We start from the raw sequence: 13,711 nt of genomic DNA, 5'->3' as shown, positions 1-13,711 counted from the left end.
GCATCCGAAAGCAAAACAAGCACATTTGTATTTGCAAAACTATAATATAGAAAACTCAACTTTCGCGTGTGCGGGAAGTTAACTCCTGAACCAGCGAAAGTTCAACAGAAAGTATTAAAGATGCCTGAAATATCAGTACGTGGACTTGAAATGCCAGAGTCGCCTATCAGAAAGTTGGCGCCTCTTGCTGCCGCAGCAAAAAAACGAGGAGTCAAGGTGTATCACCTCAACATCGGTCAGCCCGACCTCCCTACTCCTCAGTGTGGTCTTGATGCACTGAAGCATATCGACCGCACCATCCTGGAGTATTCTCCCAGCCAGGGCTATCTTAGCTATCGCGAGAAACTGGTGGATTACTACAAGAAGTTCAACATCAACATTACTGCCGATGATATCATCATCACAGCAGGAGGTTCAGAGGCTGTGCTCTTTTCATTCATGAGCTGCCTCAATCCTGGCGACGAAATCATCGTGCCCGAACCTGCCTATGCCAACTATATGGCATTCGCCATCTCGGCAGGTGCCAAGATACGTACCATTGCCACTACGATAGAGGAAGGCTTCTCCTTGCCTAAGGTCGAGAAGTTCGAAGAGCTTATCAACGAGCGCACACGCGCCATCTTGATCTGCAACCCCAACAACCCTACCGGATATCTCTATACCCGCAGGGAGATGAACCAGATTCGCGACCTCGTCAAGAAATACGACCTCTACCTCTTCTCTGATGAGGTATACCGTGAGTACATCTATACCGGAAGCCCCTATATCAGTGCCATGCACCTCGAAGGCATCGAGCAGAACACCGTGCTTATCGACTCAGTATCGAAGCGTTACAGCGAGTGCGGTATCCGTGTGGGTGCCCTCATCACCAAGAATGCCGAGATACGCAAGGCGGTGATGAAGTTCTGCCAGGCTCGTCTTTCTCCACCCCTTATCGGACAGATTGTAGCCGAGGCCTCTCTCGATGCGCCAGAAGAGTACTATCGCGATGTGTACGATGAGTACGTAGAGCGACGCAAGTGCCTCATCGACGGACTCAACCGCATACCCGGTGTCTACTCTCCTATTCCTATGGGAGCCTTCTACACCGTGGCCAAACTGCCTATCGACGATTCCGACAAGTTCTGCCGTTGGTGCCTTGAAGAGTTCGAATACGAGGGCGAGACCATCATGATGGCTCCTGCCTCCGGCTTCTATACCACTCCCGGTGCAGGCAAGAACCAGGTGCGTATGGCTTACGTACTGAAAAAAGACGATCTGGACCGTGCACTCATAGTACTTGCCAAGGCTTTGGAGGCTTATCCAGGACGCGTTGAGGACGAAGGAATATAATATGCATTTTCCAATATTATATGCATTTTCCATTATAACATGCATTTTCCACTTTTCATAGCTAAAAGATTATACAGCGAGCAGGGCGACAAACGAAAAGTTTCTCGCCCTGCCATACATATTGCCACTGCCGGAGTAGCCATCGGACTTGCCGTCATGATTATCTCCGTCTGTGTGGTGCTGGGATTCAAACACACCATCCGCGACAAGGTCATCGGCTTCGGAAGTCATATACAAGTGGCCGACTTCCTCACCCTGCAGCAGATGGAACAATACCCCATCGTCATCGACGACTCCATGATCGACGTTTTGAAACATATTCCCGATGTGGCTCACGTTCAGCGCTTTGCCATGAAGGAAGGAATCCTCAAGACCGACAGCGACTTCCTGGGCGTGGCATTCAAGGGAGTGGGTCCCGACTTCGACTCTACCTTCATCCACAACAACATGGTGGAGGGAAGCATTCCTCCTTTCTCCGACAGCGTGAGTCACAACAAGATTCTTGTCTCTCAGTTGATGGCGGACAAACTGCACCTGAAGTCAGGACAGCGCATCTTTGCCTATTTCTTCGACAACAATGGTGTACGCACGCGAAGGTTTACCATTGCGGGCATCTACCAGACCAACCTGAAGAAATACGACGAGACCATCGTCTTCACCGACCTCTATACGGCCGTCAAACTCAACGGATGGGAAAGCGACCAGGCAAGCGGAGCCGAGCTTTCCGTCAACAACTTCGACAACCTTGACATGGTAGAGAGTCGGGTAATCAGCAAGGTGAAAGGCACAGTAGACCATTATGGCGAGACCTACAGCAGCGCCACCATCAAGGAGCTGAACCCACAGATTTTCCAATGGCTCGACCTCATGGACCTCAACGTATGGATCATCCTCGCCCTGATGCTCATCGTGGCAGGCGTGACGATGATCAGCGGCTTGCTCATCATCATCCTGGAACGCACCTCGATGATAGGCATCCTGAAGGCTTTGGGCGCACGCAATAAGACCATCCGCCACACCTTCATGTGGTTTGCCGTCTTCATCATCGGCAAGGGAATGCTCATCGGCAATGTCCTGTCTTTAGGACTCTTAGCGCTTCAGCAAGCCTTCGGCATCATCAAGTTGGACGCACAGACCTATTATGTGAGCACCGTTCCCGTAGAGATCAATGCCTTGTATATCGTGGCGCTCAATGTGGCAACACTCCTCATCAGCGTCTTCATGCTGGTGGCACCCAGCTACCTCATCTCACATATCCATCCAGCCAAATCGATGCGATATGAATAATCACAACAGCATTATAGCCCACATTCATGGGCTATAATGCAAGAAAAACCACTTTTTTTCCCTTTTTATTCATTTTGTGCACATATTTTTTTGTTGTGTGCAGAAATTAATGTATCTTTGCACAAAATTTTGTAAACTGTGCAATGAATTCAATACCAAGTTTCAACTCGTATATTGAGCAAAGCATCATCAATAATTGGCATTTGGATGCTCTTACCGATTACAAAGGAGCAACACTGCAATATCATGATGTAGCCAGAAAGATAGAAAAGCTCCACATCCTGTTCGAGAACAGCGGTGTGATAAAGGGCGACAAGATAGCTGTTTGCGGACGAAATAGCAGCCAGTGGGCAGTGGCCTTCCTGGCCATTGTTACCTATGGTGCCATCGTGGTTCCTATACAGAATGAGTTCAAGCCCGAACAGATTCACAACATCGTAAACCACAGCGAGAGCAAGATGCTCTTCGTGGGCGATGTAGTAGCCACAGAAATCAATGCCGAAGAGATGCCCTCGCTCGAAGGTATCGTCTATCTTCCCGATTTCTCGCTCGTCCTTTCCCGTTCTGAGAAACTCACTTATGCCCGCGAACATCTCAATGAAATCTTCGGACACAAGTATCCCAAATATTTCCGCAAAGAACATATCAAGTATCATGTTGACGACCCTGAGGAGTTGGCAATGATCAACTATACCAGCGGTACTACAGGTTTCTCTAAGGGAGTGATGCTGCCCTATCGTGCCCTCTGGGGCAACTTAGACTATCTCATGGACACCGTAAAACCCAAGATAGGCAAGAACTGCAACATCCTCTCCACCCTGCCCATGGCTCACATGTACGGGTTGATGACCGAGTTTATCTTCAATATCGTATTGGGCAACCACATCTTCTTCCTCACCCGCCAGCCCAGCCCTACACTGATTTCCGAGGCTCTCAACGAGACGAAGCCCGACATCATCTTCGCCGTGCCATTGGTGATCGACAAGATCGTAAGAAAGCATGTGTTCCCACGCGTGCAGACCAACTGGGTCAGACTGCTTACCAGCATGCCTGTACTGAGCAAGCGCATCAAGGAGAAGATACGCGAGTTTGTGCTGGGCGAGTTTGGCGAGCATCCTTACGAGGTCGTAGTAGGCGGTGCGCCTCTCAACAAGGAGATAGAGAACTTCTTTGTCAGCATCGGCTTCCCCATCGCCATGGGTTACGGAACCACCGAGACAGCTCCCCTCATCACCTTTGCCCATCAGGACGACTACGTGGCAGGAAGCTGTGGCGTGGCTGTGAAGCACATGGAGGTAAAGGTGCTGAGCGACGACCCACAGAACGTACCTGGCGAGTTGGTTTGCCGTGGCATCAATGTGATGAAAGGATACTACAAGAATCCCGAGGCTACCCATGCTGTCATCGACAAGGACGGTTGGTTCCATACTGGCGACCTGGCCACCATGAGCGCCGACGGACATTTCTTTATCAAGGGACGCAGCAAGAATATGCTCTTAGGTGCCAATGGACAGAACATCTACCCCGAAGAGATAGAAGACAGACTCAACTCGATGGCATTGGTCAGCGAGAGCATCATTGTTCAGCGAAACAACAAACTCGTGGCGCTGATCCACCCCGACTATGACGAGGCTTCATCCATGGGCTTTACCGCTGAGGACCTGGAGCACATCATGGATCAGAACCGTGTGGAACTCAACTCCCAGATGCCATCGTTTGCCAAGATTTCCGGCATTCAGATACACGAGAACGAGTTTGAGAAGACTGCCAAGAAATCCATCAAGCGCTACCTGTATCAAGAGGCAGCCTCATAAACCACTTAGACAATTCTATTAGAATACAAGCATATGGAGATACCAAGCTTTAATGCACTTATCCAAAAGAGCATCATCGACCATTGGGACATGGATGCTCTTACCGACTACAAGGGAGCTACCTTGCAGTTTCACGATGTAGCACGCAAAATAGAGAAATTGCACATCATGTTCGAGAATTCTGGCGTAGTAAAAGGTGACAAGATTGCCCTTTGCGGTAGAAACAGTGCCAACTGGGCAGTTGCCTTCCTGGCAACTCTTACCTATGGAGCTGTCGCCGTGCCTATCCTGCACGAGTTTATGCCAGAGCAAATCCATAACATCGTCAACCATAGCGATGCCAAACTGCTGTTTGTGGGCGATGTCGTTGCCACACAGATTGACGCTACCAAGATGCCCGGATTAGAGGGAATCATCTATATACCCGACTATTCTCTGGTGGTATCACGTACCGACAAACTCACCTATGCACGCGAGCATCTCAACGAGATGTTCGGTATCAAGTTCCCTAAGTATTTCCGCAAGGAACACGTACATTATTATATTGAGGAGAACCCTGACCAGATAGCGCTCATCAACTACACCAGCGGTACTACAGGCTTCTCCAAGGGTGTCATGGTGCCTTACCGTGCACTCTGGAGCAACTTCGACTTTGCTATGAGTGTATTGCCCAAGGAGATCAAGGCTGGCGACCCTATCATCAGCATTCTTCCACTGGCTCACATGTATGGCATGGCGTTCGAGTTCCTCTTCGAGGTTCTTTCCGGTTGCCACATCTTCTTCCTCACCCGCATACCAAGTCCGGCTATCATCGCCGAGGCTTTCAGCCGCATCAAGCCAGCCATCATCATTGCTGTGCCGCTCATCATCGAGAAGATTATCCGCAAGAAGGTGTTCCCCAAGATTCAGAACAACCGCATGCGTATGCTTCTCCACATGCCAGTCATCAGCAAGAAGGTGCGTGAGAAGATATGCGAACAGGTGACACAGGCCTTCGGAGGCAACTTCTACGAGATTATCATCGGTGGTGCTGCCTTCAACAAGGAGGTGGAGAGCTTCCTGCATGGCATTGGTTTCAAATACACCGTGGGCTATGGTGCCACAGAGTGTGCGCCTATCATCTGCTATGAGGACTACAAATATTTCGTACCGGGTTCTTGCGGCAAGGCTGCCAAGAACATGATGGTGAAGATCGACAGTCCTGACCCCGAGAATGTTCCTGGTGAGATCCTGGCAAAGGGTCCTAACGTGATGTTGGGATACTACAAGAACGAGGAAGCCACACGCAACACTATCGACAAGGAAGGATGGTACCACACCGGCGACCTTGGCACAATGGATGGCGACGGCAATGTCTACATCAAGGGCCGCAGCAAGAACATGCTCTTGGGTGCCAGCGGTCAGAACATCTATCCTGAGGAGATCGAGGACAAGCTCAACTCTTTAGCACTCGTGAGCGAGAGTGTGGTGATACAGAAGGGCAACAAGCTCATTGGCTTGGTACATCCCGACTACGACGAGGCTCAGACACTCAACTTAGGCGAGAAAGAGCTGATGGATATCATGGAGCAGAACCGCCAGGAGCTTAACACCATGGTTCCTGCCTACTGCAAGGTGTCAGAGATAAGAATCCACAAAGAGGAATTCGAGAAAACTCCTAAGAAGAGTATCAAGCGATTCCTGTATACTGAATAAAGGAGTTAAGAAGTTAAGGAGTTAAGGAGTTAAGGAGTTAAGACAAATGCTTTACTCATAAAAGCAGCACGCCCAGAAAGGGCAGAAGCTCTTAGCCCAGGGCGTTGCCCTGGGTTGTTATGTTCGCAAACATGTCGCCCTGTAAGGGCAAAAGCTTTATTATTGACTGAAGTTTTAAAGCTTTTGCCCTTACAGGGCGCATTGCTGAATGCCTTTATACCCAGGGCGTTGCCCTGGGCTAAGAGCTTCTGCCCTTTCTGGGCGTGCTGCTTATAGAAAACTTTACCTTCGGCCGATGACCATTGGTTCAGGGCGTGCTGCTTCTGTGAGCTTCTGACCTTTATCTTCGGTCGGTGACCGTTGATTCAGGGCGTGCTGCTTCTGTGAGCTTCTGACCTTTATCTTCGGTCGGTGACCGTTGATTCAGGGCGTGTGGGGCAAATATGCGAAATTTCAATAACTAAAAAGTCCTGCTTCATCATTGTGAAGCAGGACTTTTTGGTTATTACATCTTTATAGCAACACACCCGAACGGATGCGTGACAATGTCTCGGGAGTCATTTGCAGATAGCTGGCAATGTAAGTCAATGGAGCACGCAACACCACCTGAGGACTCAGTTCGCACAGACGCTTGTATTTGTTGGGCGCAGTCTCGAAACGCATCAGGTCGGCATGAACCTGCGACTGGATGAGACTCTCCTCCAGAATCTTACGATACAACATCTGAATGTTGACATTGCGGATGGCGGCAGCCTCCAGTTTCGACTTAGGCAAGATATAAACCAGGGTAGCCTCAAGAGCCTCCACCTGAAGACGAGTAGGTTCCTCCTTGAAAAGGCTCTCGATACACATAAAGATGGTATGGTCGACGCCCAGATGCTCGGTCACCTCCTTGCCATTCTTATTATAGAACTGGCGCACAAGACCCTTCTCGATATAAGAGATACCACGACACACCTCACCTTCCGTAAGGATCATCTCGCCCTTGCCGTATTTCACAGGCTCCAGGATACCCTCCAGGATGTCGAGCTCGTCGTGAGTCATCGTACTGTACTTACGCGCCAACTCCCTGGCAATATCACGCTTGGGAGTAATCGTCCTTAAATCATTCATTATTCTACCTCCTTGATTTATGTTGCTTGATAGCTTTTATCTTACTTGAAATGGTTAGTCGAGTTTCAATACGGCAAGGAATGCCTTCTGTGGCACTTCCACATTACCGATCTGCTTCATACGCTTCTTACCCTTCTTCTGCTTCTCCAACAGTTTGCGCTTACGGCTTACGTCACCACCATAACACTTGGCTGTAACGTCCTTACGCACCTGCTTGATGGTTTCGCGTGCCACAATCTTGGCTCCGATGGCAGCCTGTATAGCGATGTCAAACTGCTGACGGGGTATCAGGTCTTTCAACTTCTCACACATTCTGCGACCAAAGGCAACTGCATTCTCACGGTGGGTCAGGGTACTCAGGGCATCCACAGGCTCACCGTTGAGCAGAATGTCGAGCTTCACCAGGTCGGAAGGACGGAAGCTGTCTATGTGATAATCGAAGGAAGCATATCCCTTGGAGATGCTCTTCAACTTATCATAGAAGTCGATAACGATTTCGCCAAGAGGCAGCATGAAGTGCAGCTCCACACGGTTGCCACTCACATACTCCTGCTTGATGAGCTCGCCTCGCTTGTCGAGACAAAGTTTCATGATAGGACCAATATAGTCGCACGATGTGATGATGGTGGCGCGGATATAGGGTTCCTCGATATGGTCGATCATCGTTGGGTCGGGCAGTCCCGAAGGATTGTGCACCTCTTTCTCGCCGCCCTGCTTGTCGTATACCATATAGGATACGTTGGGCACGGTGGTGATGACGTCCATGTTGAACTCGCGGTCGAGTCGTTCCTGTATGATCTCCATGTGGAGCAGACCCAAGAAGCCACAACGGAAACCGAAGCCTAAAGCCACAGAGCTCTCCGGCATAAAGGTGAGACTGGCATCATTGAGCTGCAGCTTCTCCAACGAGGCACGCAGGTTCTCGTAGTCGCTGGGGTCTATGGGATAGACACCGGCAAAGACCATAGGCTTCACCTCCTGGAAACCGGCAATGGCTTTCTCGCAGGGACGCGCAACATGGGTAATGGTATCACCCACCTTTACCTCAGTGGCGTTCTTGATACCCGAGATGATATATCCCACCTCGCCTGTTCCCAGCTCGTTGCGGGCTATCATGTCCATCTTCAGCACGCCGATCTCATCGGCATCATATTCCATTCCGGTGTTGAAGAACTTCACCTTGTCACCCTTGCGGATGGTTCCGTTCTCTATCTTGAAGTAGGCGATGATGCCACGGAAGGAGTTGAACACAGAGTCGAAGATCAGTGCCTGCAAAGGTGCCTTGTTGTCACCCTCGGGATGAGGCACACGGTTCACCACAGCCTCGAGCACATCCTCTACGCCCTCACCTGTCTTTCCTGAGGCACGCAGAATCTCCTCGCGCTTGCATCCGATGAGTTCTACGATCTCGTCCTCCACCTCCTCGGGCATGGCCGAAGGCATGTCTATCTTGTTGATGACAGGAATGATTTCCAAGTCGTGATCTATGGCCATATAAAGGTTGGAGATGGTCTGCGCCTGCACACCCTGTGTGGCGTCAACTACCAGGAGCGCTCCCTCGCAGGCAGCGATGGAACGTGAAACCTCGTAGGAGAAATCCACATGTCCCGGAGTATCAATGAGGTTGAGGATATAGGTTTGTCCGTCATTTGCCTTGTACTCCATCTGGATGGCATGGCTCTTGATGGTGATACCTCTCTCTCGCTCCAAATCCATGTCGTCGAGCATCTGACCCTCAGTGATCTTGATGGTCTGTGTCTTCTCCAACAATCGGTCTGCCAGGGTACTTTTACCATGGTCTATATGTGCAATAATACAGAAATTTCGTATTTTGTTGATATTCTCCATAAATATTTATACTTTAGGATGCAAAATTACCTTATTTTTAGGAGAAAACCAATTTTTTTGCGCTTTTTTTTCGCATTTACTCAACTTTAGCAAGTTCAGAAGTTAGAGAAGTTAGAGCTTCTGACAGAAAAATCAGGGTCAAATGTTGCAGGATTACGAATTTTGCAGTAACTTTGTGACAAAATTCAAAAACGAAGAAAAAAAAATGAAAAAGATTTTATTCGGTATCATGACTCTTGCCCTCATGGCATCATGCACTGAGAGCATGGAAGACAGGGCTGTACGCGAAGCCCGCGAATACACAGAGAAGGTATGTCCCACCCCTTACATCAACGACAGCCGTACCGACAGCGCTGTGTTTGACAAAGACTCACGCACTTATATTTATTATCTCAGCTTGCGCAACAAGGCCGACAATGCCGAGGCGATAGCCCTGAACCGTAACAAACTGCACAATCTGCAGAAACAGTCACTCGACAACAACCCGGCGCTCAAGAGCTATAAGGAAGCCCACTTCTCCTTCCGTTTCATCTACCGTTCGGCTTCCAATCCCCAGAAAATTTTGTTGGACGATACGTTCAAGTACTAAAGCTTGAACATATCGCCATACTAAATTAATATCCCATTTGCTGAAGGGCAGTAGCCAACTGGTCTGGACAACTGGTTGGCTTGTTGCCGCAGGTGATGCCTTTCAGTCGGGCTATCACGTCCTTGGCCTTCATGTTTCTTATCAGAGCGCATACGCCCTTGGTGTTGCCGTCACAACCACCGATAAACTCAGCATCCCTTACTGTTCCGTCCTCATCCACACTGATGCAGATGTACTTTGAACAGGTGCCATGTGTCTGATAGGTCACCTTCTGCAACTTATCCTGATTTTCGTTGTTAGAATTAATCATAATGTTTTCTCCTTATTTTAAAGCTTTTGCCCTTACAGGGCGCATAGTGAAATAAACACAAAACCCAGGGCGATGCCCTGGGCTATGAGCTTCTGCCCTTTCAGGGCGTGCCAGTAAAAGCAGCGCTGAATTGGGCTAATCCTTTCAGGGCGTGCCGATAAAAGCAGCGATGAATTGGGCTAATCCTTTCAGGGCGTGCCAGTAAAAGCAGCGCTGAATTGGACTAATTCTTTCAGGGCGTGCTCGTATGATTATTTAATTTTCGCCAAGCGCCCTGTAAGGGCAACCCCTCCTAGCCCAGGGCAACGCCCTGGGTATAAACGGCAATGCCCTAAACGCCCTGTAAGGGCAAAAGCTTTAAGACAAAACTTAAATATCATACGAAAAAGAATGCTTATTCTGCCTCCTCAGAAGCCTCTGGCTTCATGTTGGTATAGACGGTCTGAACATCGTCAAACTCCTCCAGCTTCTCCACCATCTTGTCGATAGTCTCACGCTCCTCAGGAGTAACGTCCTTCAGGTCGTTAGGGATATAGGTGAACTCAGCACCGGTCACCTCGAAGCCCTCAGCCTCCAAGTGCTTCTGGATGTCGCCGAAGCTTGTAGGAGCACCGTAGATAGTGACCTCGTTGTTCTCCTCATCCTCGTCGAACTCATCCTCTACACCATAGTCGATCAGGTCGAGAATCATCTCGTCCATATCCATGCCTTCCTTCTTCTTGAAGGTGAACACAGCCTTGTGGTCGAAGAGGAAAGAAAGAGAACCTGTGGTACCCATGTTGCCATTGAACTTATTGAACACTGAGCGCACGTCACCTACGGTACGTGTGGTGTTGTCTGTCAATGTGTCAACGAAGATGGCAACACCGTGAGGACCATATCCCTCGTAAGTCACCTCCTTGTAATCGCTTGTATCCTTGCCACAAGCGTTCTTGATGGCACGTTCGATGTTATCCTTAGGCATGTTCTCACGCTTACAGTTGGCGATGATAGCACGCAAGGTAGGGTTGTTCTCTGGCTCTGGACCGCCAGCCTTTACTGCAATTGCAATCTGCTTACCTAACTTAGTAAATGTCTTGGCCATGTGGCCCCATCTTTTCAGCTTTGTAGCCTTACGATATTCAAATGCTCTTCCCATTGGAATAAAATTTAATATGTTTTGTTGTTATACTTATTATATGATGTGAAGGAGTTAACTCCAAAATTATCTCAATTCAGCATTCAACTTGCCTGTGAGGTTGGCAATGAGTTTCTTCATGATGGCATCGATCTGCTTGTCGTTGAGAGTCTTCTCCTCGTCCTGCAGGATGAAGTTCACTGCGTAGCTCTTCTTGCCCTCCGGCAGGTTCTTGCCCTCATACACGTCGAAGAGAACCACACTCTTGAGGAGCTTCTTCTCTGTCTGACGGGCGATCATCTCTATCTGCTCAAACTCCACACTCTTGTCGACCAGGAGTGCCAGGTCGCGGCTTACAGAAGGATACTTGCTGATATCGGTATAGGTGAGGCTCACCTTCTTGATGGCCTTCATCAGGTTGTCCCAGTGCACATCGGCATAGAACACGTCCTGCTCGATATCGAAAGCCTTCTTCAGCTTCAGGCTCAGGACACCCATCTCTACCAATACCTTTCCGGCACGGGTCTCATACTGCACACCCTTTGAGAAGATATTGTTGTCGCTGTGCTTCAGCACCACATTGTTCTGTGGCATACCCACACGGCGCAAGATGTTCTCCACCACAGCCTTCAGCTCGTAGATGTTGCTCTGCTCGTCGGCATGAGCCCAGTTGCCTTCTACGCGCTTACCGGTGATGAAGAGCGAGATGTGACCTTCCTGGCTGTAGCCCTTGATAGGATTCTCGGCATCCCATTTCTCCTTATTATATAAATAGGTGTTGCCCACCTCGAAGAACTTCAGGTTTTGGCTCTTGTGGTTGATGTTGCGCGACACGCTCTCCAGTCCACCGAAGAGCATGGTCTGGCGCATCACTCCCAGGTCGGCACTCAGAGGGTTCATCACCTTCACGGTGTGCTCGTCGGGATAAGCGTTGAGCTCGAAGTCGGTATAATAGCTTGCCTTGGTGAGCGAGTTGTTCAGTATCTCCATGAAGCCCTCGCCTACCAACTGCTCTGCCACGATGTTCTGGGTGTGGTAGTGCTTGTCTTCCTCGCCCTGTACGGTGAGCGAGCTCTTCAGCTGGGTAGGAATCTCCACGTTGTTGTATCCGTAGATACGCAGGATGTCCTCCACCACGTCGCAAGGACGCTGCACGTCAACACGGAAGGCTGGAACGAGGAGGTCGAGGCCCTCGGCGTCTTCCTTCACAATCTTCATCTCCAATGAGGTGGCGATATTCTTGATGGTCTCTGCACCGATCTCCTTACCGATGAGACGGTGTGCATACTCATAGTTCAGGCGCACAGGGAAATCCTGGATAGGCTCTGGATATACGTCCTTGATCTGCATGCTGATCTTTCCGCCTGCCAACTGCTTGCAGAGGATGGCAGCCTGCTTGAGGGCATAAATCTGTCCGTTCGGGTCTACACCGCGCTCAAAACGATAGCTGGCATCGGTGCTCAGTCCGTGACGGCGGGCACTCTTGCGAATCCATGTTGGATGGAAGTAGGCACTCTCCAACACCACACTCTTGGTGGTGTCGTAGGTTCCCGAACCCTTACCGCCAAAGATACCTGCGATACACATAGGCTCCTCGGCGTTGCAGATGCTCAGGTCGTGCTCGCCCAGGGTATGCTCCTCACCGTCGAGGGTCACAAACTTGGTTCCCTCTGGCTGGGTGCGTACCACGATCTTATGTCCTGTCACCATGTCGGCATCAAAGCAGTGCAGTGGCTGTCCGTAAGCCATCATGATATAGTTGGTGATGTCCACGATGTTGTTGATAGGACGCAAGCCGATGATGTTCAGCTTGTCCTGCAGCCACTTAGGACTCTCCTTCACCTCACAGTCGGTGATGCTCACACAGGCATAGCGCTTGCAGGCTTCGGTGTTCTGAATCTCCACCTCGATAGGCAGGTCCTCGTTGTCGACAACGAACTCATCGCACGAAGGACGATGCATACTGGTCTGATATCCGTTCTGCTTCAGCCACGCATAGAGGTCGCGTGCCACTCCCCAGTGACCCAGGGCATCAGCTCGGTTGGCTGTGATGTCTATCTCGATGAGCCAGTCGCTCTCCAAGTGATAATACTCTGCTGCTGGCTGACCTACGGGAGCATCCTCTGGCAGCACGATGATGCCGTCGTGAGAGGTTCCTACTCCTATCTCGTCCTCGGCACAGATCATGCCGAGACTCTCCACGCCGCGAAGCTTGCTGCGCTTGATGGTGAAACTCTTGTCGCCGTCGTAGAGCACGCAGCCCAGGTCGGCTACGATGACTTTCTGTCCTGCTGCCACGTTGGGGGCACCGCATACAATCTGCTGGGGCTCGCCCTTGCCCAAATCTACAGTAGTGACATGGAGGTGATCGCTATTGGGATGCATCTCGCATGTCAACACTTTACCTACGTAAAGACCCTTCAGTCCACCCTTGATGGACTGTACTTCTTCCAAAGCATCGACTTCGAGACCGCAAGAAGTCAGCGCGTCCGCTGTCTCCTGAGGAGTAAGGTCGAAATCGACGTATTCTTTAAGCCATTTGTATGAAACGTTCATTATAATGATTTTTATTGTATTCTATAAAACTTTGCAAAATTACAAAAAAA

The 13,711-nt window shown here is 49.9% G+C and carries 10 protein-coding genes; 5 read left to right on the top strand and 5 right to left on the bottom strand.

Annotated elements, in window-relative coordinates:
* Nucleotides 1-120: 120 nt before the first annotated feature.
* The 4 genes from P3T48_RS10140 (at nucleotide 121) to P3T48_RS10125 (ending at nucleotide 6,128) form a co-directional block, all read left to right on the top strand.
* On the top strand, nucleotides 121-1,332 hold the full coding sequence (locus P3T48_RS10140) for a pyridoxal phosphate-dependent aminotransferase (RefSeq protein WP_217758449.1): 1,212 nt from the start codon (nucleotides 121-123) through the stop codon (nucleotides 1,330-1,332).
* 39 nt (nucleotides 1,333-1,371) lie between these two features.
* Entirely contained in the window at nucleotides 1,372-2,619 is a 1,248-nt protein-coding gene (locus P3T48_RS10135; RefSeq protein WP_276506603.1) for an ABC transporter permease, read from the top strand.
* A gap of 143 nt (nucleotides 2,620-2,762) precedes the next feature.
* Nucleotides 2,763-4,433 (top strand): AMP-binding protein, encoded by a 1,671-nt coding sequence (locus P3T48_RS10130; protein WP_217758445.1) that lies wholly within the window; start codon nucleotides 2,763-2,765, stop codon nucleotides 4,431-4,433.
* 33 nt (nucleotides 4,434-4,466) lie between these two features.
* Nucleotides 4,467-6,128 carry an AMP-binding protein gene (locus P3T48_RS10125; RefSeq protein ID WP_276506602.1) on the top strand — a complete coding sequence of 554 codons (1,662 nt, stop codon included), beginning with the start codon at nucleotides 4,467-4,469 and terminating at the stop codon, nucleotides 6,126-6,128.
* A gap of 513 nt (nucleotides 6,129-6,641) precedes the next feature.
* Here the strand turns inward: P3T48_RS10125 and P3T48_RS10120 are convergent.
* Both P3T48_RS10120 and lepA read right to left on the bottom strand, forming a co-directional pair.
* A complete protein-coding gene (locus P3T48_RS10120) occupies nucleotides 6,642-7,241 on the bottom strand; it encodes a Crp/Fnr family transcriptional regulator (RefSeq protein ID WP_276506601.1) in 600 nt (199 codons plus the stop codon).
* A 54-nt stretch (nucleotides 7,242-7,295) separates the two neighbouring features.
* A complete protein-coding gene (gene lepA, locus P3T48_RS10115) occupies nucleotides 7,296-9,089 on the bottom strand; it encodes a translation elongation factor 4 (RefSeq protein ID WP_276506600.1) in 1,794 nt (597 codons plus the stop codon).
* 205 nt (nucleotides 9,090-9,294) lie between these two features.
* Between lepA and P3T48_RS10110 the strand changes: the two genes are divergently transcribed.
* The gene (locus P3T48_RS10110; RefSeq protein WP_276506599.1) at nucleotides 9,295-9,678 is read left to right on the top strand and encodes a DUF8479 domain-containing protein; all 384 of its coding nucleotides are present in this window, start codon (nucleotides 9,295-9,297) and stop codon (nucleotides 9,676-9,678) included.
* A 25-nt stretch (nucleotides 9,679-9,703) separates the two neighbouring features.
* Here P3T48_RS10110 and P3T48_RS10105 read toward each other — a convergent pair whose 3' ends face one another.
* The 3 genes from P3T48_RS10105 to pheT form a co-directional block, all read right to left on the bottom strand.
* Nucleotides 9,704-9,988 carry a TIGR03905 family TSCPD domain-containing protein gene (locus tag P3T48_RS10105; protein WP_217758438.1) on the bottom strand — a complete coding sequence of 95 codons (285 nt, stop codon included), beginning with the start codon at nucleotides 9,986-9,988 and terminating at the stop codon, nucleotides 9,704-9,706.
* A gap of 394 nt (nucleotides 9,989-10,382) precedes the next feature.
* Nucleotides 10,383-11,126, bottom strand: coding sequence for a YebC/PmpR family DNA-binding transcriptional regulator (locus P3T48_RS10100; RefSeq protein WP_158462830.1), 744 nt, complete (start codon nucleotides 11,124-11,126; stop codon nucleotides 10,383-10,385).
* A 66-nt stretch (nucleotides 11,127-11,192) separates the two neighbouring features.
* A complete protein-coding gene (gene pheT / locus P3T48_RS10095; RefSeq protein WP_276506598.1) occupies nucleotides 11,193-13,661 on the bottom strand; it encodes a phenylalanine--tRNA ligase subunit beta in 2,469 nt (822 codons plus the stop codon).
* Between the last annotated feature and the right edge of the window lie 50 nt (nucleotides 13,662-13,711).

The sequence above is a fragment of the Segatella intestinalis genome, assembly GCF_029348455.1.
In the GTDB taxonomy this organism is placed as follows: domain Bacteria; phylum Bacteroidota; class Bacteroidia; order Bacteroidales; family Bacteroidaceae; genus Prevotella.
The sequence above is the reverse complement of the archived record's forward strand: the minus strand, read 5'-3'. Positions and strand labels throughout refer to the sequence as shown.